Origin of the sequence: Pseudosporangium ferrugineum (assembly GCF_003002065.1) — a bacterium.
Taxonomy (GTDB): Bacteria; Actinomycetota; Actinomycetes; order Mycobacteriales; family Micromonosporaceae; genus Actinoplanes; species Actinoplanes ferrugineus_A.
On sequence record NZ_PVZG01000007.1, the window covers coordinates 160,669 to 184,340 of the forward strand.

General features: G+C 73.8%; 24 protein-coding genes. 12 read left to right on the top strand and 12 right to left on the bottom strand.

Going from position 1 to position 23,672, the window contains the following annotated elements; all coding sequences use genetic code 11:
* Position 1: 1 nt before the first annotated feature.
* The 4 genes from CLV70_RS16815 to CLV70_RS16830 are packed head-to-tail and all read left to right on the top strand — an operon-like array spanning position 2 to position 4,120.
* A complete protein-coding gene (locus tag CLV70_RS16815; RefSeq protein WP_106127453.1) occupies positions 2 to 919 on the top strand; it encodes a carbohydrate ABC transporter permease in 918 nt (305 codons plus the stop codon).
* Positions 916 to 1,761 (top strand): carbohydrate ABC transporter permease, encoded by an 846-nt coding sequence (locus tag CLV70_RS16820; RefSeq protein ID WP_106127454.1) that lies wholly within the window; start codon positions 916 to 918, stop codon positions 1,759 to 1,761. Before CLV70_RS16815 ends, CLV70_RS16820 begins: the two co-directional genes overlap by 4 nt.
* Positions 1,758 to 3,014 (top strand): family 4 glycosyl hydrolase, encoded by a 1,257-nt coding sequence (locus CLV70_RS16825; protein ID WP_106127455.1) that lies wholly within the window; start codon positions 1,758 to 1,760, stop codon positions 3,012 to 3,014. Before CLV70_RS16820 ends, CLV70_RS16825 begins: the two co-directional genes overlap by 4 nt.
* A complete protein-coding gene (locus CLV70_RS16830; protein WP_106127456.1) occupies positions 3,011 to 4,120 on the top strand; it encodes an N-acetylglucosamine kinase in 1,110 nt (369 codons plus the stop codon). The genes CLV70_RS16825 and CLV70_RS16830 overlap by 4 nt, the downstream gene beginning before the upstream one ends.
* Positions 4,121 to 4,178: 58 nt before the next feature.
* On the opposite strand, the gene CLV70_RS16835 is transcribed toward CLV70_RS16830, so the two are convergent.
* The 4 genes from CLV70_RS16835 to CLV70_RS16850 form a co-directional block, all read right to left on the bottom strand.
* The gene (locus CLV70_RS16835; RefSeq protein ID WP_106127649.1) at positions 4,179 to 5,282 is read right to left on the bottom strand and encodes a tetratricopeptide repeat protein; all 1,104 of its coding nucleotides are present in this window, start codon (positions 5,280 to 5,282) and stop codon (positions 4,179 to 4,181) included.
* A gap of 62 nt (positions 5,283 to 5,344) precedes the next feature.
* Positions 5,345 to 5,824 (bottom strand): 2-C-methyl-D-erythritol 2,4-cyclodiphosphate synthase, encoded by a 480-nt coding sequence (gene ispF, locus CLV70_RS16840; protein ID WP_106127457.1) that lies wholly within the window; start codon positions 5,822 to 5,824, stop codon positions 5,345 to 5,347.
* A 4-nt stretch (positions 5,825 to 5,828) separates the two neighbouring features.
* Positions 5,829 to 6,521: a 2-C-methyl-D-erythritol 4-phosphate cytidylyltransferase gene (gene ispD, locus CLV70_RS16845; protein WP_106127458.1), complete on the bottom strand. Its 693-nt coding sequence runs from the start codon at positions 6,519 to 6,521 to the stop codon at positions 5,829 to 5,831.
* A 47-nt stretch (positions 6,522 to 6,568) separates the two neighbouring features.
* Positions 6,569 to 7,054 (bottom strand): CarD family transcriptional regulator, encoded by a 486-nt coding sequence (locus CLV70_RS16850; RefSeq protein WP_041832964.1) that lies wholly within the window; start codon positions 7,052 to 7,054, stop codon positions 6,569 to 6,571.
* Between the two features lie 334 nt (positions 7,055 to 7,388).
* Between CLV70_RS16850 and CLV70_RS16855 the strand changes: the two genes are divergently transcribed.
* Positions 7,389 to 8,159 carry a hypothetical protein gene (locus tag CLV70_RS16855; RefSeq protein WP_106127459.1) on the top strand — a complete coding sequence of 257 codons (771 nt, stop codon included), beginning with the start codon at positions 7,389 to 7,391 and terminating at the stop codon, positions 8,157 to 8,159.
* Positions 8,160 to 9,160: 1,001 nt separating this feature from the next.
* Here the strand turns inward: CLV70_RS16855 and CLV70_RS16860 are convergent.
* Genes CLV70_RS16860 through CLV70_RS16875 form a run of 4 tightly spaced genes read right to left on the bottom strand, consistent with a single transcriptional unit; the run spans position 9,161 to position 12,681 of the window.
* On the bottom strand, positions 9,161 to 9,619 hold the full coding sequence (locus CLV70_RS16860; RefSeq protein WP_106127460.1) for a DUF6023 family protein: 459 nt from the start codon (positions 9,617 to 9,619) through the stop codon (positions 9,161 to 9,163).
* A gap of 39 nt (positions 9,620 to 9,658) precedes the next feature.
* Positions 9,659 to 10,720 (bottom strand): type III polyketide synthase, encoded by a 1,062-nt coding sequence (locus tag CLV70_RS16865; RefSeq protein WP_106127461.1) that lies wholly within the window; start codon positions 10,718 to 10,720, stop codon positions 9,659 to 9,661.
* Positions 10,721 to 10,765: 45 nt separating this feature from the next.
* Positions 10,766 to 11,923, bottom strand: a complete 1,158-nt coding sequence (locus tag CLV70_RS16870) for an acyl-CoA dehydrogenase family protein (protein WP_106127462.1) — start codon at positions 11,921 to 11,923, stop codon at positions 10,766 to 10,768.
* Positions 11,920 to 12,681 (bottom strand): methyltransferase domain-containing protein, encoded by a 762-nt coding sequence (locus tag CLV70_RS16875; protein WP_106127463.1) that lies wholly within the window; start codon positions 12,679 to 12,681, stop codon positions 11,920 to 11,922. Before CLV70_RS16875 ends, CLV70_RS16870 begins: the two co-directional genes overlap by 4 nt.
* A gap of 46 nt (positions 12,682 to 12,727) precedes the next feature.
* Between CLV70_RS16875 and CLV70_RS16880 the strand changes: the two genes are divergently transcribed.
* The 4 genes from CLV70_RS16880 to disA all read left to right on the top strand — a co-directional run bounded on the left by CLV70_RS16880 (position 12,728) and on the right by disA (position 17,142).
* On the top strand, positions 12,728 to 13,564 hold the full coding sequence (locus CLV70_RS16880; protein WP_106127464.1) for a UbiA family prenyltransferase: 837 nt from the start codon (positions 12,728 to 12,730) through the stop codon (positions 13,562 to 13,564).
* 81 nt (positions 13,565 to 13,645) lie between these two features.
* A complete protein-coding gene (locus tag CLV70_RS16885; protein WP_106127465.1) occupies positions 13,646 to 14,401 on the top strand; it encodes a hypothetical protein in 756 nt (251 codons plus the stop codon).
* A gap of 37 nt (positions 14,402 to 14,438) precedes the next feature.
* Positions 14,439 to 15,848: a DNA repair protein RadA gene (radA, locus tag CLV70_RS16890; protein WP_106127466.1), complete on the top strand. Its 1,410-nt coding sequence runs from the start codon at positions 14,439 to 14,441 to the stop codon at positions 15,846 to 15,848.
* A gap of 109 nt (positions 15,849 to 15,957) precedes the next feature.
* Positions 15,958 to 17,142 (top strand): DNA integrity scanning diadenylate cyclase DisA, encoded by a 1,185-nt coding sequence (gene disA / locus CLV70_RS16895; RefSeq protein WP_425440170.1) that lies wholly within the window; start codon positions 15,958 to 15,960, stop codon positions 17,140 to 17,142.
* A gap of 94 nt (positions 17,143 to 17,236) precedes the next feature.
* Here disA and CLV70_RS16900 read toward each other — a convergent pair whose 3' ends face one another.
* The 3 genes from CLV70_RS16900 to CLV70_RS16910 form a co-directional block, all read right to left on the bottom strand.
* Positions 17,237 to 17,992, bottom strand: a complete 756-nt coding sequence (locus CLV70_RS16900; RefSeq protein ID WP_106127468.1) for an adhesin — start codon at positions 17,990 to 17,992, stop codon at positions 17,237 to 17,239.
* Between the two features lie 81 nt (positions 17,993 to 18,073).
* A complete protein-coding gene (locus CLV70_RS16905; protein ID WP_106127469.1) occupies positions 18,074 to 18,646 on the bottom strand; it encodes a peptide deformylase in 573 nt (190 codons plus the stop codon).
* Entirely contained in the window at positions 18,643 to 19,146 is a 504-nt protein-coding gene (locus CLV70_RS16910) for a glycine cleavage system transcriptional repressor (RefSeq protein WP_106127470.1), read from the bottom strand. Before CLV70_RS16910 ends, CLV70_RS16905 begins: the two co-directional genes overlap by 4 nt.
* 25 nt (positions 19,147 to 19,171) lie before the next feature.
* Between CLV70_RS16910 and CLV70_RS16915 the strand changes: the two genes are divergently transcribed.
* The 3 genes from CLV70_RS16915 to CLV70_RS16925 all read left to right on the top strand — a co-directional run bounded on the left by CLV70_RS16915 (position 19,172) and on the right by CLV70_RS16925 (position 22,797).
* On the top strand, positions 19,172 to 20,074 hold the full coding sequence (locus CLV70_RS16915; protein WP_106127471.1) for an HhH-GPD family protein: 903 nt from the start codon (positions 19,172 to 19,174) through the stop codon (positions 20,072 to 20,074).
* 73 nt (positions 20,075 to 20,147) lie between these two features.
* Positions 20,148 to 20,891, top strand: a complete 744-nt coding sequence (locus tag CLV70_RS16920) for an ABC transporter ATP-binding protein (protein ID WP_106127472.1) — start codon at positions 20,148 to 20,150, stop codon at positions 20,889 to 20,891.
* Position 20,892: 1 nt separating this feature from the next.
* Positions 20,893 to 22,797, top strand: a complete 1,905-nt coding sequence (locus tag CLV70_RS16925) for an ABC transporter permease (protein ID WP_106127473.1) — start codon at positions 20,893 to 20,895, stop codon at positions 22,795 to 22,797.
* Positions 22,798 to 22,823: 26 nt separating this feature from the next.
* On the opposite strand, the gene CLV70_RS16930 is transcribed toward CLV70_RS16925, so the two are convergent.
* Positions 22,824 to 23,375, bottom strand: coding sequence for a DUF4291 domain-containing protein (locus tag CLV70_RS16930; protein WP_106127474.1), 552 nt, complete (start codon positions 23,373 to 23,375; stop codon positions 22,824 to 22,826).
* Between the last annotated feature and the right edge of the window lie 297 nt (positions 23,376 to 23,672).

A 23,672-nucleotide genomic window follows, 5' to 3' on the forward strand; every position in this document is an offset into this window, starting at 1 on the left:
CGTGCGGCTCCGGCGGAACCTGACCACCCTGTCCTTCCTGGCGCCCGCGCTGGTCGGCATCGCGGTGTTCTTCCTCTACCCGTTGCTGTCCGCGGTGTACTTCTCGTTCACCAAGTTCGACCTGCTCACCGTGCCGCGGTGGGTCGGGCCGGCGAACTACCGGCGGATGGCCGAGGACCCGTTCCTGCTCCAGTCCATCCGCAACACGCTGTGGATGGTCGTGGTCTTCGTGCCCGTACGCATCATCGGCGCGATCGGCCTGTCGATGCTGCTCACCCAGCTCAAGCGGGGTGCCGGGTTCTTCCGGACGATCTTCTACCTGCCCGCGCTCGCCCCGCCGGTCGCGGCCACCATCGCCTTCGTCTACCTGCTCAAGCCCGGCACCGGCCCGGTCAACACCGCCCTGGGCCACCTGGGCATCGAGGGGCCGCTCTGGTTCAACTCGCCGGAGTGGGCCAAGCCGTCGCTGGTGCTGCTCGGCCTCTGGGGCATCGGCGACATCATGATCATCTTTCTGGCGGCGGTGCTGGGCGTGTCACCCAGCCTCTACGAGGCGGCCTCGCTCGACGGCGCCAACGCCTGGCACCGCTTCCGCTACGTGACCCTGCCGTCGATCCGCCCGGTCATCCTCTTCGCCGCGGTCACCGGCGTGATCTACACCCTCCAGTACTTCGACCAGGCCGCGGTCGCCGGCTCGATCGCCAGCGGGCAGGCGGTCACCGGCGGCGGCATCTCCACGTCCTTCGGCTACCCCGAGGGCTCCACCTTCACCTACCCGCTCTGGCTCTACACGGCCGGCTTCCGCTACAACGCGCTCGGCTACGCGAACGCCATGGCCGTCGCGCTGTTCGTGGTCGCGCTCGCGGTGACCGTGATCCTGCTCCGCCGCTCCAAGGCGTTCTCCGGGGAGGACCAATGACAACCCCGCGACGGGTACGCCGCCAGCACCGTCTCGCGTGGATCGCCCGGCACAGCCTCGCCATCGTGCTGGCCATCATGTTCGTCACCCCGGTGGTCTACCTGTTCCTGATCTCGGTGATGACCAGCAACCAGGCGCTGACCAGCGACTACTGGCCGGACACCTGGCACTTCGAGAACTACGTACGGGTCTTCGAGACGACCCCGCTGCCGCGTTACCTGCTCAACACCGTCATCTACGCGGTGCTGGCCACGCTGTTCATGCTGCTGTCCAGCGTGCCGGCCGCGTACGCCCTGGCCAAGCTCAGGTTCCGCGGCCGCAACGCGCTGTTCCTGACCGTCATCTGCGTCATGATGCTGCCGCCGCAGGTGGTGACCGTCCCCCTCTACCTCATGTGGGCCCGGTACGGCCTGACCGGCTCGCTCGCCCCGCTGATCATCCCGATGCTCTTCGGCGACGCGTTCTGCATCTTCCTGCTGCGGCAGTTCCTGCTCACCATCCCGTCCGACTATCTGGACGCGGCCCGGGTCGACGGCTGCGGCGAGTGGCGCACTCTCCTGCGGGTCGTGCTGCCGATGGCCCGGCCGGGCATCGCGGCCGCCGCCCTGTTCCAGTTCTTCTACGCCTGGAACGACTACTACGGCCCGCTGCTCTACACGAGCGAGAACGAGAACGCCTGGACGCTGTCCCTGGGTCTCGCCTCGTTCCACGGTGTCCATCACGTCGACTGGAACCTGGTCACCGCCGCCACGGTGCTGGCCATGGCCCCGATCGTCGTCGTGTTCTTCTTCGCCCAGAAGGCCTTCGTCCAGGGCGTCACACTCACGGGAGTCAAAGGGTGAAGATCGCTGTCGTCGGCGGTGGCTCGACGTACACGCCGGAGCTGGTGGACGGGTTCGCCCGGCTCGGCACGATGGTGTCCGAGCTGGTCCTGATCGACCCCGCCGCGGACCGGCTGGGGGTGGTCGGCGCCCTCTCCGCGCGCATCTTCCGGCACCACGGCCACCCGGGGAAGGTCACCTGGACCACCGACCTGGACGCCGGCGTCACCGACGCCGACGCCGCGGTGATCCAGCTGCGGGTCGGCGGCCAGGCCGCCCGGATCAGCGACGAGACCTTCCCGCTGGACTGCGGCTGCGTCGGCCAGGAGACCACCGGGGCGGGCGGGCTGGCGAAGGCCCTGCGTACGGTCCCGGTCGTGCTCGACGTCGCGGAGCGCATCCGTACGCGGGCCAGACCCGGCGCGTGGATCGTGGACTTCACCAACCCGGTCGGCATCGTGACCCGCGCGTTGCTGGACGCCGGGCACCGCGCCGTCGGCCTGTGCAACGTGGCCATCGGCTTCCAGCGCCGGTTCGCCGCGCTGCTCGGCGTCGACCCGGCGGCCGTCGTCCTCGACCACGTCGGCCTCAACCACCTGACCTGGGAGCGCGCCGCCTATGTGGATGGTGTCGACCGGCTGCCGTCCCTGCTGCACGACCACCTCCCGGCGCTGGCCGAGGACGTGGATCTCGACCCCGGGGTGCTGACCGCGCTCGGGAACGTGCCCTCCTACTACCTGAGCTACTTCTACGCGCACGACCGGCACGTCCGGGCCGCCGCCGGGGCACCCACCCGCGGCGAACGGGTCGCCGAGCTCGAGGCGACCCTCCTCGAGATGTACCGCGACCCGGCACTGACCGAGAAGCCGGCGCTGCTCGGCGAGCGGGGCGGCGCGTACTACTCCGAGGCGGCGGTCGGCCTGATCGCCGCCCTGCATGGCCACGACCCGGACGGCGTCCACTCCGTGAACCTCCGCAACGACGGCACCCTGCCGTTCCTCCCCGACGAGGCCGTCATCGAGCTCTCCGCCCGGGCCTCCCAGGCGGGCCCGGCGCCGTTGCCGGTCACCCCGCTCGCGCCCGACCTGGCCGGACTGGTCGCGCACGTCTCCGGGTACGAGGAACTGGCGCTCGACGCCGCCCTGCGCGGAGGCCGCCACCGGGTCTACCGCGCGCTGCTCGCCCACCCCCTGATCGGCCAGCACGAGTACGCCGACACGCTCACCGACAAGCTGATCGCCGCGGGTGCCCAGCACCTGGCCTGGGCCCGATGACGGCGCTCTACCTGGCCGTGGACGGCGGCAACTCCAAGACCGACGTCGTCCTCGGCACGGCGGACGGCGAGGTGCTCGGCTTCGTCCGCGGCCCCACCAGTTCCCCGCACACCCTCGGCCTCCCCGGCACCCTCCGAGTGCTGGACGCCCTGATCACCGCCGTACGCGCGGAAGCCGGCCTCCCCGCCGCGACCCCCGTCGACCTGGCCGCGGTCTACCTGGCCGGGGCGGACCTGCCCATCGAGGTGGAACGCCTGCACGCGGCCATCTCGGCGCGCGCCTGGACCCGGGCGACGGTGGTGGACAACGACTGCTTCGCGCTCCTGCGCGCCGGCACCTCCCTGCCCGACGCGGTCGCCGTGGTGTGCGGCGCCGGCAACAACTGCGTGGGCCGGGCCGCGGACGGCCGCACGGCCCGCTTCGTGGCCCTCGGCCCGGTCTCCGGCGACTGGGGCGGCGGCCACGACCTGGCCGACCACACGCTGCGCCTGGCCGCCCGGGGCGAGGACGGCCGGGGCGCCCCGACGGCCCTCTCCGCCGCGGTCGCCGCCCACTTCGGCAAGGCCGCCGTGGAGGAGGTCAGCATCGCCCTGCACCTCGGCGAGATCGACCTCACCCGGGTACGCGAACTCACCCCGCTCCTCTTCGCCGCCGCGGCCGGGGGCGACGTCGTAGCCGACAACCTCGTACGCCGCCAGGCCGACGAGATCCTGGGCCAGCACCGGGTGGCGGCGGGCCGGCTCGGCCTCCTCGACGCCCGGCACGCCCTGGTGCTGGGCGGCGGGGTGCTGCACGCCCGCCACCCGGTGCTGCACGACCGGGTGGTGGCGGGGGCGCGCGCCCAGGCGCCCGCCGTCGAGATCAGCGTGCTGGACACACCGCCGGCGGTGGGCGCGGCCCTGCTCGCCCTGGAAGCCCTGACGCTTTCCGGCAGACTCCCTCCCGCGGCATCTGCTTCCGGCGCGCTCGCTCCCGGCGCGCTCGCTCCCGGCGCGCTCGCTCCCGGGGCGCTCGCTCCCGGGGTTGAGGCTCGGCTTCGTGCGGCTATGCGGGTGGCCACGCCCACGACCGCGGTCCCGGCCGTCGCTCTGGAGAACGCCGGCTGACGTCCGCCGCCCGGCCGCCCGGCCGCCCGGCTGCCCGGCTGCCCGGCCGCCCGGGTGGTCAGGGGCGCTGGGTCAGGGCCACGAGCTCGGCGATCGCGGCGATCACCATGGCCGCGATCAGCGGGACCAGGCCGCCGACCACCGCGTACAGGACCAGCAGCACCGGGGCGATCCCCGCGGCACAGGCGGCGAACGTCAGCCTCGGGAAACTCGCCCGCGCCCGCCGCAGCACCGCGCCCAGCGGTTCGGGCCGGATCTGCCGGGACAGCCATCCGGTCACGCCGGCCAGGATGACCACGCCGATGACGCCCGCCCACATGCGCGCGACCCCGGGGCTGGCCAGCGTCATCACCGCGCTCAGCACCGCCGCGACGATCACGCCGTTGGCACCCAGCAGGACCGCGTGCCGGATCGCGTCGACGATGAGGCCCGCGCGGTCCAGCACCGGCCCGGCGGGGCGGCTGACCTCCACCACGGGCGACGTCACGGGCGGTGGCTGTGCGGGGTCCGGCACCGGCGGCAGCGTCGCCTCGTCGGCCAGGGTTTCCAGGGCGGCTGCCCAGCGGCGGCGTTCCAGGCGTACCACGCCGACGTCGCGCTGGGCGTCGCCGATCGCCGGGTCGAGGTCGAGCGCCTCGCCGTAGCCCCGCTGCGCCAGGTCGAACAGGCGCAGCCGCGCGGCGACGACGGCCAGCACCAGGTGTGCCTCGGCGTCCCGCGGAGCCAGCCGCACCCCGTTCCACGCGGCGTTCAGCGCCTCCTGCCCGTTGCGCGACTCGCTGAGCAGGGCCGCCCCCGTACGCTGCGCGAACGCGTGCTCCGGCCACCGGGTGAGGATGTCGGCCGCGACCTGGGCCGCCTCGCCGTACCTCCGGTCGTCGGTGAGCGCCATGGCCCGCACCACCAGCGGCTCCAGGGCCTCCGGCGCGGCGGCGGCGGCGCGGTCCGCAGCCTCCAACGCCGCCACGGCCTGCCCCGCCGCGACATGCAACCGGGCGAGCGTGGTCAGCAGCCCGGAATCGCCGGGCGCGGCGCCGAGCCCGGCCGCGATCTCCCCGGCGGCCTCGTCCAGGCGCCCCAGATCGGCGAGCAGGAGGGCCCGCTGCCGGTACTCCTCGGGGGTCGTCTCGGGCTCGGACTGTGAGGTGGGCTCGCTCGACACCCACCGAGCGTAGGTCTTCTCCCCCGAGATCACCGCGCGCGGGGGTGCAGCGGACCCCGGTGTTACTTCGGCGGCGAGGCGTGCAGGAGGGCGGTGGCGATGGCCGCGAGACCTTCGCCGCGGCCGGTCAGGCCGAGGCCGTCGGTGGTCGTACCGGAGATCGTGACCGGGGCGCCCACCGCCTCGGACAGGACCTTCTGGGCCTCGTCCCGGCGCTTTCCGATCTTGGGTTTGTTGCCGATGACCTGGATCGCCACGTTGCCGATCCGGTAGCCGTGCTCACGCACCCGCCGCACGGTCTCGCTCAGCAGTTCGATGCCGGGGGCGCCGGCCCACCGCGGCTCCGAGGTGCCGAAGTTGCTGCCGAGGTCGCCGAGGCCGGCGGCGCTGAAAAGGGCGTCGCAGGCGGCGTGCGCGGCGACGTCGGCGTCCGAGTGCCCGGCCAGTCCCGGCTCGCCCGGCCACATCAGGCCCGCCACCCAGCACACCCGGGCGGGGTCGAAGGCGTGCACGTCCGTGCCGATGCCGATGCGCAGGTCCACGGCGTCAGGCTACGCGGAGCAGCGCCTCGGCGATCACCAGGTCCAGCGGCCGGGTGATCTTCAAGGCCAGATCCGATCCGGGTACGCAGGTGACCGGCGTCCCCGACTTCTCGACCATCCCGGCGTCGTCGGTGTGGCTGTCCAGCCCGGCCCGGTGCGCGGCGGCGAGCACGTCGTGCCGGAATCCCTGCGGCGTCTGCACGCTGCGCAGGACCGAGCGGTCGACCGTACCCAGAACGACCTCGCCGGGACCGACTTCCTTGATGGTGTCGACGACCGGGAGCACCGGGATCACCGCGGGCTGCCCGCCGCGCACAGCCGCCGCCACGGACTCGAAGAGCTCGGGAGGGGTGAGCGCCCGGGCCGCATCATGCACCAGAACGATCTCCACACCGGCCGGTACGGCCGCGAGCATCGCCGCGACCGAATCCTGCCGTTCCGCCCCGCCGGCCACGACCACGACCGGGGCGACCGGCTCCAGCAGGGCGCGAACGGCGTCGACCTCGGCGGCGGGCGCGGCCACGACGATCATGCGCACCGAAGGGGCGGCGGCGACGCGGCGGACCGCGTGGACGAGAAGGGGTTCGCCGGCGAGGAGGCGAAGCGCCTTGGGCGCACCCGGCCCCAGCCGTACGCCGGAGCCCGCAGCCGGAACGAGGACCGCGACGTCACCGCGAGCATTGAGCTGCGCGGTCACGTCGCGGTCCTCTGTCCGACAGATGGTGCTGAGAGGTGGTGGGAACGTCAGGCCTCGGTGAGCACCTTGTCGAGGAGAACTTCCGCCTCGTCCTTGGTGCTCTTCTCGGCGAGGGCCACCTCGCCGACGAGGATGTCGCGGGCCTTGGCGAGCATGCGCTTCTCCCCGGCCGAGAGACCACGCTCGCGCTCGCGACGCCAGAGGTCACGAACAACTTCGGCGACCTTGAGCGGGTTGCCGGAGGCGAGCTTCTCGAGATTGGCCTTGTAACGCCGCGACCAGTTGGTTGGCTCCTCGGTGTGCGGTGCGCGGAGGACGTCGAAGACCTTGCCCAGGCCCTCTTCGCCGACCACTTCGCGCACGCCGACGATCTCGGCGTTCTCAGCGGGCACGCGGACCGTCAGGTCGCCCTGAGCGACCCGCAGGACGAGGTACTGCTTCTCCACGCCCTTGATAGTTCTAGTCTCGATTGCCTCGATGAGTGCGGCCCCGTGGTGGGGGTAAACAACGGTCTCGCCGACACTGAAAACCATAGGTTCGAAACCCCTTTCGCTGTGTCTAGGGTAACACGCTCAGGCAGCGATGTCCCACCCTGGCCGTGACTGTTAGTGCAGCTCAGGAGGCCTGTGAGGCGTCTTTCTCCCGCTTGACATGCGAGCAAAGAACTGCCTCAGTGACGGAGGGTGATGAAACCGTGACCACTGGACCCAGCGAGTCGGGAATGCCGGACCTGATGCTTTTGTGAGGTCAAGCTTATCGCTAGCGACCCGCGCGCCGCGACACTGGCGGTGCAGGGCCCGGGTGGGGGAGGCTGGGTGCACGGTCCCCGCAGCACGTGAGACTCTGCGGCAGAGGGGAGGGTTGACCATGGGCAGTTTGAGCGACAACGGCGGCGGCTGGCCGGGCGACGGCGGCTCCCCCGACGGTCTGCCGGACCTCCCCGAGGAGTGGGGCGTCATCGTCGTCCCGGACGACCTCTCCGAGCTGTCCGACGAGGTCACGGCCATCCGCGCCGAGCTGCGCCGGTCCTTGCGACCCACCCGCTGGGAGCGGTTCGCGGACCGGCCCACCATGCGCATCCTGCGCCGCCTCGGCTCCGCGGGCCTCCGCGCCCCGGTGCTCATCATCTCGATGGCGATCCTGGTGACGATCGCCAGCCTGTTCGCCTCCACCTGGCCCGGACCGTCCCGCTCGCCGGCCACCCAGCGCACCGCCAACACCACGGACGAGGGACCGGGCCTGCTCCCGGCACTCGAACTGATCGGTACGGAGGGGCAGACTGTCGCGCTCCGCGGGCAACTACCGGCCGTGGTCCTGCTCACGGACCGTTGCGACTGCGATCGCCTCGTGGCGCAGACGACAGCCGCGGTCCGCCCCGAGATCGCCGTAGTGACGGTCGTCTCGGGTCCGGCCTCGGCGACAACTCTGGCCCCACCCACCAGCACCACCCCACAGGCACAGGGCAAGACCGTCCACGCCCTCCGCGACCCCACCGACGAACTCCGCTCCACCATGAACCTGGGCGCCCCCGACGGCACCGCGGCAGTCCTGCTGATCGCCCGCGACGGCAGAATCGTCCGCAAACTGCCGAGAACAGCCACAATCAGCGACTTCCAACCCGACCTGGCCCGCCTCTGACAACCCCTACCCAGCCACCCACCCCCGAGCCCGCCGCCCAGCCACCCACCCCAGATCCCCCCACCCCAGATCCCGCCGCCCAGCCACCCGTGACGGCGCTGCGAAGCTGGTCGCGACAACGCCGCCCGGCCGACCACGCCGCCGCCCAGCGGGCCGCGCCGCCGCCAGCCGGCCGTGCTGCCGCCCAGCAAGCCGCGCCGCCGCCAGCCGGCCACGCCGCCGCCCAGCAAGCTGCGCCGCCGCCAGCCGACCGCGCCGCCGCCCAGCCCGGTGCAACAACGCCGCCCAGCCGCCCGCGACAACGCCGCCCGGCCAGGCGCAAGAACGACGCCCGAGCCGGGCACGACAGCGCAAGCCAGCCGACCACGGCGACCCCGAGCGACCAACCGCGGCGACCCCGGGCGGCCGGCCGCGGCGACCCCGGGCGGCCGGCCGCGGCGACCCCGGGCGGCCGGCCGCGGCGACCCCGGGCGGCCGGCCGCGGCGACGGCGGGCGACCGACCGCGACAGTGCCCGGCCAGCCGGTTGCGACGATGCCGGATCCACGGACGGCGACGACGCCCGGACCAGTGGGCGACGGCCGACCCGCGGATCGAGTCAACGCCTCCCGGCGTCGGTGGCGTCGGCGGCGTCGGCGACCTCGGCCAGTCCGGTGCCTGATCAGCGAGCGCGGCACCGCCGTCATCGCGGGCGGCGGGCGCTCTGGCCACGCGACCAGCCGACGCTCTGGCCACGCGACCAGCCGACGCTCTGGCCACGCGACCAGCCGACGCTCTGGCCACGCGACCAGCCGACGCTCTGGCCACGCGACCAGCCGACGCTCTGGCCACGCGACCAGCCGACGCTCTGGCCACGCGACCAGCCGACGCTCTGGCCACGCGACCAGCCGACGCTCTGGTCACGGGGGCGGCCGACGCTCTGGTCACGCGACCAGCTGGCCTGGCAGCACCGGATCGGGCAACCGCGGCAGCGCGCCCGGGGCGGGCTTCGGCGGTGACCGGTCAGTAGGAGCGGACGCGGCTCAGGCGGTAGCGGAAGACCGACGTGCCCTCCGTCTCGGCGGAGACCACGAGGAAGAACGAGCTGGCCAGCGCGACCGACAGCGCCACCTTCTCCGGTCGTTCCGGCGCGCACGGCACCGCGCGGCCCGAGTCCTCCGGGGTCGTGCTGAGGCGTACGCGGATCTGGCCGGTGCCGAGGCAGGCCAGAGCGAGTTCGTAGGAGCCGCTGCGCACCGAGCCGCTGCGCTGCGTACGGTCGCCGGTGGAGAGCACCATCGTTTCCGCCTGCGCCTGGGTCGGCACCTCCGGGAGCAGGAGTTCGACCGTGCGGCGGCCGGCGGCGATGCGGGGGTCCACGGCCGGGGGCGGCGCCGCTCGGACGTACCAGGCCGCGCCGGCGAGGGCGAGGACGGCGGTGAGGGCGTACAGCGTGATGCCTTGTGCCCGGTCCCGTGTCACGCGACCACCCTAGGGTGTCTTGCGGATCATGAGACGCCCTCACGCCCTTTCGAGGAGGACTCCGTAGAGGGTGAGGCCGGGACCGAAGGCGAGCATCACCACGCGCTGCGGGGGCTCGGGCCGGCGGCGCAGCTCCTCGAGCACCAGCAGGACGGTCGGGGACGAGCAGTTACCGTACGCCGAGAGCACCCCGCGCGACGCCGCCAGCTGATCGTCCGGGAGCTCGAGCCGCTCCTGCACCACGTCGAGGATCCTGGGGCCGCCGGGGTGGATCGCCCAGCCGTCCACGTCCACCACCGCCAGGCCGTTGCGGCTCAGCAGGTCGTCCACCAGGTCCCGTACGTGCACCGACAGCACGTCCGGGACCTGCGGCGACAGCCCCATGCGGAAGCCGAGGTCGGTGACGTCCCAGGTCATGTGGCCGGCCGTGGTGGTGTCCGTGAGGGCGGCGACGTCGCTCACCGCGTACCCGGAGGAGGTGCCCGGGGTGAGCACGACGGCGGCCGCGGCGTCCGAGAAGAGGGCGTGCGAGACGATCTGCTGGATGTCGGCGCGGGCGTCCGGCGGCTGGAGGTGCAGGCTGGTCAGCTCGGCGCAGAGCAGCAGCGCCGGGCGACCCCGGGCGGCCACGAAGTCCGCCACCGTGCCGAGGCCGGGCAGGGCCGCGTAACAGCCCATGTGCCCGACGAAGAGGCGCTGGAGCCGCGGCGACATGCCCATGTCCCGGGCGAGCAGGATGTCGAGGCCCGGCGTGGCGTACCCGGTGCAGGAACAGACCGCCAGCAGGCCCAGCTCGTCGGCGGCGACGCCGGCGTCGGTGAGCGCGCGGCCGACCGCTTCCTTGCCCAGCGGCACCGCCTCCACCTGGTAGCGGCGCATGCGACGTTCGGTGGACCAGTCGGACACGTCCTCGAGCAGCGGGCTCACCGCCGCCTGCCGGGTGCGGACGCCGGCGTTGGCGAAGATCCGCTTGGCGAGGCCGCGCCGGCCGCCCGCCGCGTAGTGCCGGTCGAAGAAGCCTTCCCACAGATCGTCCTGGACCGCCGAGGGCGGCAACGCCACCCCTAGCCCCGCGACAGACGCCCGACCGATTGTCCGCACTCGATGCCTCCCCAGGCCGACCCCCCTAATACCCGCTCAGGACGTTCACCAACGTGGAGCCGTGCCTTCGGCGTCCGGGTCGCCGCCGAGCGCCTCGACGCCGAGCCAGTCCGCGCAGACGTCGGAGGTCGCGGGCTGCAGCGAACCCGCCCGGGCGTCGCGGTACAGCCGTTCCAGCGGGTGGCCGCGGCGCATCGCCGACGTGCCGGCGGCCTCCAGCATGGACGCGGCGACCTCGGCCGCCGTCGTACCGGCCAGCAGCTTCGCCCGCCACACCCAGCGGTTGGTCTCGGCGTCGCCGGGAGCCTCGTCCACCCTGCGGGCGGCCTCCATGACGGCCAGGTGGGCCGCTGCCACCGCCGCGTCGGCCCGGCCTATCCGAGCGCGTACGGCCGGAAGGTGGCCCAGCTTGCGCGCGGTGACGTGCTCGACGGCGGCGTCCACCGCGGCCCGGGCCACCCCGACGTAGACCGCGGCGTAGCTGGCCACCATCCAGTGCGGAGCGAGCTGTGCCACCACGAGCGCGAGCCCCTCGACCCCGCCGAGCAGCGCGCCCTCGGGAACCGTCACGTCGACGTGCACGTCGTGCGAGCCGGTGGCGCGCATGCCCAGCGCGTCCCAGGTCGGCTCGACGGTCAGCCCCTCCCCGGCGGGCACCAGGAACTGGGAGATCTGCGGCGGGTCGGCGGCGCTGCGGGCGGCGACCAGGTACGCGTCCGCGTGCCCCGCACCCGAGCAGAACGTCTTGGCACCCTTCAGGTGGAAGCCGCCGGGGGTGTGCTCGTACGTGGTCGTCATCTGCGACAGCCGGGAGCCGGCGCCGCGTTCGCTCATCGCCACGGCGTACCAGCTGCCGCCGGCGGCCGCGCGCAGATAGGCGTCCCGGGCCTCGAGGGCCTCGGGCGGCAGGCCCAGCGCGTCGGCCAGCTCGTCCGTGACCCCGCTGAGCGCGCCGGTCACCGAGGCGTGCATGTTGAAGATCAGCGCGGTGGCGCCGTTGCCCCGAGCCAGCTCGTACGCGACCGCGGCATAGTCGGCGAAGCCCGCGCCCTTCCCGCCGAGGCGTGGCGGGACCATCAGCCCGAACAGGCCGGAGCGGCGCAGGTCGGCGAAGTCCTCGGCCGGGAACGACCCGGCGCGGTCGTGCTCGGCGGCGCGGGCCGCGAACCGGGGCGCCAGCCGTCGCGCCTCGTCCGCCGTCATTCCTGGTCCTCGGCCTGCCGGCCCCAGCGTCCGGTCACGTCGGCTCCCCCCTGTTTGCGGCCCATGCCCTGGTAGAGCACCTGCGTGGAGCGGGTCGGCACCATCCGCCCGAGCCGGCTCGGCTTCGCCCCGGGAGGCAGGAACAGCCAGCGGATCAGGCCCGGGAGGCCCGGCCGCACCCCGCGGACCCGCAGGCGTACGCCGTGCTTGGCGCACTGGGTCGTGAGGTCGCCGGGATCGACGAACAGCTCCGGGTCATGAATGCCCACCGGGGCCGCGCCGAACCGCTCGCCGAGCGTGACCGACACGAACCGGCCGAGCCGGGTGTCGTTGACGGTGTCCAGCACCAGCAGGCCGCCCGGCCGCAGCACCCGGCACAGCTCGGCCACCGTCGCCGGCAGGTCCGTGACGTGCTCGAGGATCTCCCCCGCCACGACCACGTCCGCGCACTCGTCGGCGAGCGGGATCGCGGTGACGTCGCCGGAGACGGCGAGCATGCCGCGCGCGGCCGACTGCTCCAGGCCCGACCGGCGCAGGTCCACGCCGACGTGCCGGTAGCCCAGCCGCTCGACGTGCGGGGCGAGCAGTCCGCCGCCGCAGCCGGCATCGACGAGGATCGCACCGCGGCGCGGGGCGGCGGGCACGAGCGCCCCGCGGGCGGCGGCCAGCCAGTGCAGCAGCTCGAACTCCCCGCCGGGGCGCCACCACTCGCCGGCGAGGTCGTCGTACTGACGGGGGTCGTTGCGCGGGCGCGGCATGTGATCGAGCGTGGCACGCCCCGGCCCCAACCACCACACTGCTCTCATGTCCGATCCCGTCGCCCTCCTCCGCGCCTCGCACGCCGAACCCGGCGCGGCCGTCACCCTCGCCATGACCCTGCTCGCCGTCGGGGTGGGGCATCGCGGCTGGGCGGTCGCCGGCGTGGCCGCCGCGATCGGGGCCACCCAGCTCTCGGTGGGATGGGTCAACGACTGGCTGGACGCCGACCGGGACCGGGCCACGGGACGGACCGACAAGCCCGTGGCGGCGGGCGCGGTCTCCCGGCGTACGGTGGGAATCTCGGGGTTGCTCGCTTCCCTGGCCATTCCCCTGCTCGGGCTGCCCTTCGGCGCGGCCGCGACCGCGTGCATCACGCTGGTGGGCGTCTTCGCGCTGCTCTACGACTGGCCGCTGAAGTCCACGCCGCTGTCGATCGTGCCCTATCTCGTGGCGTTCGGCCTGATGCCGGCCTTCGTCGTGCTCGCCCTGCCGGGCCATCCGTGGCCGCCGGCCTGGCTGGTCGCCGCCGGCGCGCTGCTCGGCGGCGGTGCCCACTTCGCCAACGTGCTGCCCGACCTGGCCGACGACGCCGCGACCGGCGTGGTCGGCCTGCCGCACCGCCTCGGCGCCGCGTGGTCGCAGGTCGCGGCGGCCGGGCTGCTGCTCGCGGCGACCCTCACCCTGGTCTTCGGGCCGCCCGGACCGCCGTCGTGGCCGGGCATCGCGGCGGCGGCGGCCGCCGTCGTGGTGCTGCCCCTCGGTTGGTACGCGGGAAAGAAAGCCCTGAAACGGGGTACGCGGCAGGTGGCGATGTTCCGTTCGGTGATCGTGGTCGCGCTCATCGACATCGCCTTGCTCGTGTTGAGCGGCCGGGTGGTCTGAAAGGACGGGTCGGCGTACGCGCCGGATCTCCGCCCTCTAGGCTGACCGGCGGAGGATTCTCGAATCTCTTGGAGGACTGTGATGCGCTCGCTGGGAACCCGCCGCGCCTTCCTGGCCACGGGTGTCGCCACGGTGGCCGCGGTCGCGCTCGCCGCCTGCAGCGCCGGACAGGTCGCCGAGACCGCGCTCAAGCGGCCCTCCAACCCGGGCGTGAACGCCGACAACTCGAACGGCAGCGTGGTCGTCCGCAACCTCTCGGTGCAGTATCCGGGCGTCGAGGGCTACAAGGCCGGCGAGAGCGCGCCGCTCGAGCTGGGCCTCTACAACCAGACCACCGAAGCGATCACCGTGCTGGTCAGCAGCCAGCCGCTGAGCGGCGCGACGGAGAAGCAGGGCGTGGTCTCCGCGCGGCAGGTCGGCCTGGTCGGCGGCACCACACCGTCGGCGGCCTCCACCGCGATCCCGGAGCCGTCCGGCAGCCGCCCGTCGGGCAACGAGGACGACCAGAACGGCGACCAGGTCCCGTCCCGCAACCCCAGCAGCAACCCGAGTCCCGGTGAGGCGCCGTCCGGCGGGACGACGGCCCCCGGCGCGGAGATCCGGCCGGCCCGGATCGAGATCGGACCGCTGGGCTCGGTGGCGTTCCTGCCCGGCGACCGCGAGCAGCTCCAGGTGATCGGTCTCACCGGCAAGCTGGCCCCGGGCACCTCGGTCAACCTGGTGTTCGAGTTCAGCAACGGCGCCCAGCCGCTGGTCGTGCAGGCCCCGGTCAGCATTCCGCTGTCCCCTGCCCCGCGCGCGACCGGGGACTCGGCCGAGGACCACGAGGGCGAGTAGTCCTCTCTTTGTCGTACCGTCCGGCTAGCGTTGCCCCGTGACGACTTCCCGCAGCCGCTCGGAACCGCGCCCGGCCTATCAGTGCGACGCGTGCGGGCACCAGCCGCCGAAGTGGCTCGGGCGCTGCCCGGAGTGCCACGAGTGGGGCTCGATCATCGAGTCCACGGTGACGGGTCCGGTGGTCTCCGGCCGGGTGGTCAGCTCCCGGCTGCCGTCCGAGCCGGCCCGTCCGATCGCGACGATCAGCGCCGCGCCCGCCAAGGCCGTGCCCAGCGGGGTCGCCGAGCTCGACCGGGTGCTCGGCGGCGGCCTGGTGCCCGGCGCGGTGGTGCTGCTGGCCGGTGAGCCCGGCGTGGGCAAGTCCACCCTCCTGCTCGACGTCGCGCAGCAGTGGGCGGCGGGCGCGGGCAGCCCGTCCCTGGTGGTCAGCGGCGAGGAGTCGGTGAGCCAGGTGCGGCTGCGCGCCGAGCGGCTCGGCGCCCTGCACGACCGGCTGTACCTGGCCTCCGAGAGCGACCTCGGGGCGGTGATCGGGCATCTCGACGCGGTCAAGCCTGGCCTGCTCATCATCGACTCGGTGCAGACCATCTCCGCGCCCGGCACCGAGGGCGTGCCCGGCGGCGTGACCCAGGTGCGCGCGGTCACCGCGGCCCTGGTCAGCGTGGCCAAGGAGCGCGGCGTCGCCACCGTCCTCGTCGGCCACGTCACCAAGGACGGCTCGGTGGCGGGCCCCCGGGTGCTCGAGCACCTCGTCGACGTCGTCCTGCACTTCGAGGGCGACAAACACTCGTCGCTGCGCCTGGTGCGGGGCGTCAAGAACCGGTACGGCGCGGCCGACGAGGTCGGGTGCTTCGAGATGCACGAGAGCGGGATCGTCAGCCTCGCCGACCCGTCCGGACTCTTCCTGACCCGCTACAACGAGCCGGTGCCGGGCACCTGCGTCACGGTCGCGATGGAGGGCCGGCGGGCCATGGTGACCGAGGTGCAGGCGCTGATCGGGGCGCAGGTGCAGGGGTCGCCCCGGCGTACGGTCTCCGGCCTGGACAGCGCCCGTCTGGCGATGGTGCTGGCCGTGCTGCAGCGCCGGATGGAGAAGATCAAGCTGCACGACCGCGAGGTCTTCGCCGCGACGGTCGGCGGCATCCGGATCACCGAGCCCTCGGCCGACCTGGCGATGGCGCTGGCGGTGGCGTCCGGCGCGCTCAACCTGGCGATGGCACCGCACCTGGTGGCGATTGGCGAGGTCGGGCTGACCGGTGAGGTCCGCCGGGTCGGCGCGGTGGGCCGGCGGCTGGCCGAGGCGGCCCGGCTGGGCTTCCGGTTCGCCCTGGTGCCGCCCGGCTGCGGGCCCGGCGAGGGGGACAGCCCGCCCAAGGGGATGCGCGTCGTCGAGGTGGGCGATCTGCAGACGGCGGTGCAGTGGGCCGCGCGGGCGTCGGCGGAATGACGGCCACCGTGGCGCCGGCTCTGTCACCGAGGGTGAGCGACGATCACGCTACGGAGCATCGACCGTACCGCGGGTCGTTGAGCTGGATGACAGTCCGTAGAATGTACAGGTGCCGCTCGACCGCGATGCCTCCACCAACCGTCATGCCAACGGGGCTGCCCCCGGCATCAACGGATCGGCAGCCCGTCCGATGACCCCCACGGCGCCCGGCCTGACCGGCGGCGGGGTCAGCGGCGACCCGCTCCGCGCCAACCTCGCCCTGATGGCCCCGGGCACCGCCCTGCGCGACGGCCTGGAACGCATTCTGCGCGGGCGTACGGGCGCCCTCATCGTCCTCGGCCACGACGAGGTCGTCGAGCGCATCTGCACCGGCGGCTTCCCGCTCGACGTCGAGTTCTCGGCCACCCGTCTGCGCGAATTGTGCAAGATGGACGGCGCGGTCGTGCTCTCCAGCGACGGCACGCGCATCGTCCGCGCGGCCGTGCACCTGATGCCCGACCCGGACATCCCGTCGGAGGAGTCCGGCACCCGGCACCGCACCGCCGAACGCGTCGCCAAGCAGTCCGGCTTCCCGGTCATCTCGGTCAGCCAGTCCATGCGCATCATCGGGCTGTACGTGAACGGCCAGCGCCACGTCCTCGACGACTCGGCCGCGATCCTGTCTCGCGCCAACCAGGCCCTCGCCACGCTCGAGCGCTACAAGCTCCGCCTCGACGAGGTCTCCGGCACCCTCTCGGCGCTGGAGATCGAAGACCTCGTGACGGTCCGTGACGCCGTCGCGGTGGTGCAACGCCTCGAGATGGTCCGCCGCATCGCGGACGAGATCTCCGGCTACGTGGTGGAGCTCGGCACGGACGGCCGCCTGCTCGCCCTCCAGCTCGACGAGCTGATGGCCGGCGTCGACGCCGACCGCACCCTGGTGATCCGCGACTACCTGCCGACCGGGCGCAAGGCCCGCACCCTCGACGAGGCCCTGGTCGAGCTCGACCTGCTCACCGCCACCGAGATGATCGACCTCGTCGCGGTCGCCAAGGCGATCGGCTACGCGGGCGCCTCGGACGCGCTGGACGCGGCGGTCAGCCCGCGCGGCTTCCGGCTGCTGGCCAAGGTGCCGCGGCTCCCGGCCCAGATCGTGGAACGGCTCGTCGACCACTTCGGCAGCCTGCAGCGCCTGCTCGGCGCGACGGTGGAGGACCTCCAGGCGGTCGAGGGCGTGGGGGACGCCCGGGCGCGCGGGGTGCGCGAGGGCCTGTCACGACTCGCCGAGGCGTCGATCCTCGAACGCTACGTCTGACGCCTGACGTCGGCCGCTGGCCGCTTACGGCTTCGGCGGTCGGCCGGTCGGCGCGTGGGCCTTTTCGCCGGCCGGGCGGTTCGGCGGTGGAGTGTCAGGCGGTCAGGGTGAGGACCACGGGTGCGCTCACCTTGGAGCCCAGCCGGGCGCGCACCTGATACTGCCCCGCCGGCGGGGCCGTGCCCGCCGCCAGGCCGCCCGAGCAGCGGTTCGACTGGTGGCCGTTCCAGGTGACCTTGTACTCGCGTTCGCCGTTCGGCGGCAGCTGGCGGATGTCCGAGCCCTTGGCGTTGCTGCACGTGTCCGACGACCAGACCTTCTGGGCGCCCGACTCGATGTAGAGCTCCTGAAGGTCCGCGCCGACGTCCCGGGCGCACGCGCGGGCCGAGATGTTCTTGATCTTCAGCCGGATCTCGATCGGGATGCCGCGGCGGGCCGTGGTGCCGGCCGGGATCGGCGTCACCGAGATCTCCGGGTCGCCGCACGAGCCGTCGGCGGGGACGATCACGTTGGTGTTCGTGCCGTCGCCGGTGCCGTCGACCTCGCCGTCCGTCGTGCCCTCGGCGCCGCCGTCGGGGCCGTCCGACTGGAGGTCCTCCGGGTCCGGCAGCGAGGGGTTGCCCGCGCCCGGGGGCGGGTTGATGAAGGACGGCTCCTCCTCCGGCGTCGGGGAGGCCGGGGCCGGCGTGGGGAACTGCGACGAGGCGCTCGTACCGCCCTTCTTGCCGTCGTCGCCCCCGCCGGAGCAGGAGACGAACAGCACGATGACACCGAGCAGCAGTGCACCCAGCACCACAGCTCGACGCCGCCAGTACACGGCGGAGGGAAGGGGACCAACCGTCGTACGCATGATGGAAGCACCGTATCGCCGGGATGCCATCGAAGCGGGCACGACGCGCCGGTTATGCGACACCGGCTCGTTTACTGATCGTCAGAGATACACCTTGCGCTGGTACACGGCGTGGGCGCCGGCCACCCGGTCCAGAAACAGTTTTCCGGCGCAGTGATCGATCTCGTGTTGCAGGGCGCGGGCCTCGAACGCGTCGGTGGTCAGGCGGACGGCTTCGCCCGTACCCGGAAGGACTGCCTCGACCACGACGCGGCCGGCGCGTTTCACGTCTCCGGTCAGATCCGGCACGGACATGCAGCCCTCCCGCCCGGGCCGCCACCGGCTGGCCTCCACCACCCGGGCGTTGCACAGCACGAAGGTGCCGTGCGACGTCGCGGTCTTCGGGTGCTGGGTGACGTCCACGACGAAGACCTGCGCGCCGACCCCCACCTGCGGCGCGGCGAGCCCCACGCAGCCCGGCGAGACCCGCATGGTGGCGACCAGGTCGGCCGCCAGCTGGACGATCTCCGGATCGGCCGGGTCGACCTCGGCGCCCACCCGGCTCAGCACCTCGGCCGGGGCGGTCACGACGGGCAGCACCCGGCCCTCGACGCCGAGCACGTCCGGCTTCCAGTCGGCGAGCGCGTCGCTGCTGGGAAGCCCGTCCGGGCTCACAGGACGTCCGATTCCGCGCGGCGCAGGGTGACCTCGACGCCCAGCTCGTCGGCGGCCTCGGCGAGGCGTACGGCAAGATCCTCCGCGCTGTCCGCCGGCAGCTCCACCTCGGCGATGAGCACGTACAGGGGCCCGGTGAGCCGGGTGGTCAGATCGGTGATGTTGCCGCCGACGTCGGCCACCACCCGGGTGACCGCGGCGACGATGCCGAGCCGGTCCGCGCCGTGCACGCTCACCAGGTACGGCTCCCCGCCGGCGCCCGCCTCCGACTCCGGCTCCACCGCCCGGACGGTGGCCAGCAGCCCGCTCAGCGGCTCGAGCGCCTTCTCGACGTCCGCGGCGGACGGCCCGGTGCAGATCAGGGTCATCGCGAAGTGCCCGCGCAGCCGGGTCATCGTCGAGTCGGAGAGGTTGGCGCCGACCCCGGCGAGCGCCTCGGAGACGTCGGCGACGATGCCGGTGCGGTCCGGGCCTATGACGGTGATGGCGAGCTCGTTCATCCCGGCATCTTAAGCTTGCCCGGTTATGACGCTCGCCGACTCAGCCATCCAGTGGTACGACGAAAATGCCCGCGACCTGCCGTGGCGGGTTCCCGGCACCAGCGCCTGGGCCGTCCTGGTCAGCGAGGTGATGCTGCAGCAGACGCCGGTCGTCCGGGTGGAACCCGCCTGGCACGCCTGGATGAACCGCTGGCCCACCCCCGCCGACCTGGCCCAGGACCCGCCCTCGGAGGCGATCCGGATGTGGGGGCGGCTGGGTTATCCGCGCCGGGCGATGCGGCTGCACGCGTGTGCCGTCGCGCTCGTCGAACGGCACGGCGGACGGGTGCCGGACGATCTCGACCAGTTGCTCGCGCTGCCCGGCGTCGGGACCTACACCGCGCGGGCGGTGGCGACTTTCGCGTACGGGCAACGTCACCCGGTCGTGGATACCAACGTCCGCCGCGTCGTCTCCCGGGCGGTGGCCGGCGACCCGGACGCGGGCCCGTCCACGACGACCGCCGACCTGACCGCCATGGCCGAGTTGCTGCCCGAGGAGCCGGCGCGGGCCGCCCGTGCCAGCATCGCGTTCATGGAGCTGGGCGCGATCGTCTGCACGGCACGGTCGCCGCGCTGCCCGGAGTGCCCGTTCGAGACGGTCTGCGCCTGGCGGCTGAGCGGCACTCCCGCGCCGGCCGGCCCGACGCGCCGCCCGCAGCGGTACGCGGGCACCGACCGCCAGGTCCGCGGCCTGCTCCTGGAGGTCCTCCGGCACGCGACCGGCCCGGTGCCCCGGCATCGCCTCGACGCGGTGTGGGCCGACGACGTGCAGCGCGCCCGGGCCCTCGCCGGCCTGGTCACCGACGGCCTGGTCGAGCCGCTGGACTCGGACGCCGACCGGTTCGTGCTGGCGGGCGACCATCCGCCGCGCTACCCGGCGCTGTCGTAGGGGGGTTAGCCCTACCCGGGACCGGGGTGGGAGCCGCAGCGACTTCGTACCGTCATCGTCCTAGCGTCGAAGCGTGACGACGACATCAGTGGAAGCGTCCGCGGCGGTCTCGCTGCGCGGGGTGAGCCGGGTCTACGGAAAGGGCGCCGCCGCCGTGCGGGCCGTGGACGGTGTGGACCTCGACCTGCCCCGCAGCGGCTGGACCGCGGTGATGGGGCCGTCCGGCTCCGGCAAGTCCACGCTGCTGCACCTCGCCGCCGGCCTGGAACGCGCCGACTCCGGCCGGGTGCTCCTCGGCGGCACGGACATCACCCACGCCACCGACCAGCAGCTCACCGACCTGCGACGCAGCCGGGTCGGGTTCGTGTTCCAGAGCTTCAACCTGATCGGGTCGCTGACCGCCGAGCAGAACGTCGCCCTGCCGCTGCGACTGGCCGGACGGCGGCCACCCCGCTCCGAGGTCCGGGCGGTCCTCGCCTCGGTGGGGCTCGGCGACCGGGGTGGACACCGTCCGCGCGAACTGTCCGGCGGGCAGCAGCAACGCGTGGCGATCGCGCGGGCCATGGTCACCCGGCCCGAGGTGCTCTTCGCCGACGAGCCGACCGGAGCTCTGGACTCGGCTGCGGCGCGTACGGTATTGGATCTTCTCCGGGCCATGGCGGACGCGGGACAGAGCATCGTGATGGTGACCCACGATCCCGGCGCGGCCGCCCGGGCCGACGCGGTGGTCTTCCTCCGCGACGGCCGGGTCGTCGACCACCTGGCCGGCGCCGGGGCGCGCGAGGTCGCCGACCGGCTCGCCTCCTGGGAGCGCTGAGATGCTCGGGCTGAGCCGGGCCGGGCTGGCCGAACGCTGGACGCTGTTCGTCGGCGCCGCGCTGTCCGTGTGCCTGGGCGTCGCGCTCGTGCAGTCGTCGCTGCTCCTGCTCATCTCGGCGGCGACGATGGACCCGCCGCCGGGCCTCCCCGCCACCGAACGGATGCTCTTCACCCAGAACGCGGAGGCGGCGGTCGCCATGCTCGGTGTGCTGCTGGGCACCGCGGCGTTCCTGGCGATCTTCATCATCAGCTCCACCTTCGGCTTCACCGTGGCGCAGCGCCGCCGCGACCTCGCCCTCCTGCGGCTCGTCGGCGGCAGCCGCGGTCAGCTGCGCCGGTTGCTGCTGGGCGAGGCGGTGCTGCTCGGCGGGCTGGGCGCGGCGCTGGGCGTACCCCTCGGGCTGGGCGTCATGGCGGTCCAGGCCTGGCTGATGCGCCGGCTGGGGTTCGTGCCGGACGGCTTCCGGGGCGAGTGGCGTAGCTGGATCCTGGGCGTCTCCTTCGGCACGGGAATCGCGCTGGCGCTGGCCGGGGTGCTGCTCGCGGCCCGCCGGGCGGCCCGGGTACGCCCGCTGGAAGCGTTGCGCGAATCGGGAGAGGCGGCCCGCGTGATGACCGCCGGCCGCTGGATCGCCGGGCTGATCGTCCTCGGCGGCGCCGTCGCCCTGATCCTGGTCTCCCCGCACGCCGGCCCGTCCGGCGGCCAGGCCACGTCGATGAACGTGCCGTTCTGCGCCGCGGCGGCCATCGCGGCGTTCGGGCCGCTGCTCGTGCCGGCCGTCGCGCGCCTGCTGCCCGTGGGCCTGGGCGGACCGCTGGGCACCCTCGCCCGCGCCAACCTCCGCGACGGCCGCCGGCGCAGCGCCTCGGTGGCGGCGCCGGTGATCGTGCTGGTCGGGCTCGTGCTCGGCCAGGCGGGAGCGACCACGTCCTTCACCACGGCGGGCATCGACGAGCAGCGCCGGGCGCTGACGGCCGACCTGGTCGTCGAGGCCACCGGCCCGGCCGCCGCCCGGATCGCCGCGGTGCCCGGCGTCGCCGCGGCGTCCACCGAGATCGAACTGCCGGCCGAGATCACCTTCGACGACGGCGACTCTCCGGAAAGCGAGAACGGCGGCGCGCTGGTCGTCGACCCCGCCGCCTACGCGGCGGTCCACCCGGGCAGCGAGGTGGTCCGTGACCTGCCGGGCCGGGCCGTCGCGGCCGGTCCCGCCGGGGAAATGCCCTCCGGAGCCACCGTACGGGTGAAGCTCCCGCGAACCGATCTCGGCGAGGTCCGGGTCACGGGTGCCGTACCGGCCACGCTCAGCGGCGGGGCGACCCTGCTCGTGCCCGCCGCCCTGGTGCCGCCGGAGGAACTCGCCGGCGCGCCCGGCCGCTCCTTCGTCCGCGTGGCACCGGGCGCCTCGGCCGCGCGGGTGGCCGCCGCGCTCGCCCCGCTGGGCAGGGTGTCGACGACGGCCGACTGGCTCGCCGCCGACGCCGAGGCCCGCAACTCGACCAACGCCAAAATCATGGTGGTCGTCCTCGGCCTCGGCGCCCTGTACGCCCTCATCGGCGTCGTGAACTCCGTGGTCATCGGCGCCGCCGCCCGCCGCCGCGAGTTCGCCGAGGCCCGCGTCACGGGACTGTCCCGCGCCCAGATAGTCCGCACCACCCTGGCCGAATCGACGGCGGTCACGGGAGCGGGAATCATCCTGGGCCTGCTCGCGGCGAGCGCGACGTACGCCGCGGTCCTGTCGACGACGGAGGCGGTGACCGGCACGCCGACCCTCGACCTCCCGTGGGCGCTGGGTGCCGGGGTGATCGCGGTGGCATTCCTGGTGACCAGCGCGACGAGCATCATCACGTCGTGGTCCGCCACCCGCCCCCAGCCGATCTCGCTGCTCGGCGCCCGCGAGTAACCCCCAGCGTTCCAGCCGACCGCCCGTCAGCCGGCGGGCTCCGGGTATGGCCGCTCGGGCGGCAGGAGTCCCGGGTCCCGCTTCGCCGCGATCTCCCTGGCGAGCGCCGTCACGTCGGTGATCGAGACCGTCCACTCGTCGACGTACCGCCGGACCGCCTCGCCGCCCAGGCCCAGCTGCAGCGACCGGTACGGCAGGGGTGCCAGGCCGAGCGACCTCTCCGGATCCCACTGCACCCGCACGGGGCTGGTCCGCAGCCGCCGCGCCCAGTCCGCCCGGCTCTCGCCGCCGCCCGGCTCGTGGTGGCTGAGGCAGGCCCGGCCGAGCGCCCACTCGAAGCCGTCGCGGGTGATCTCGATGGCGAGGACGCGCTCCTGGCCGGGCTTGGTGGCCCACCCGCAGCGGTACATCATCCACAGGAACGACGGCTTGATCCACGTCATCCGCTCCCGCTTGAACGGATCCACGAACCGCCCGGCACGCACCGCTGGCCCGGCGATCGCCTCGGGGTACGCCTGGTACACGGTGATCGTCCGCTCGCTGTACACGGCCCGGATCTGCCGCTGAGGAACCTCCATGGGCCGATGATCGCCCCCACGCCCCACCCCGGCGACCGAAATACGCCCCCACCGAGCAATACCCCACCCAACGCCGCACCCCGCACCCATGCGGACCGGACGGGCGGGGCCGCCGGAAACGCCGCACGGCTGGGCAGGGCACGGCTGGGCAGGACACGGCTGGGCAGGACACGGCTGGGCAGGACACGGCTGGGCAGGACACGGCTGGGCAGGGCCCCCGGACGCAGACCCCGGCGCTCGGACGCGGGGCGCGACCCGGCGGTGCTGCGTACCAAGCTCGCCGCCGCGGGCACCGGA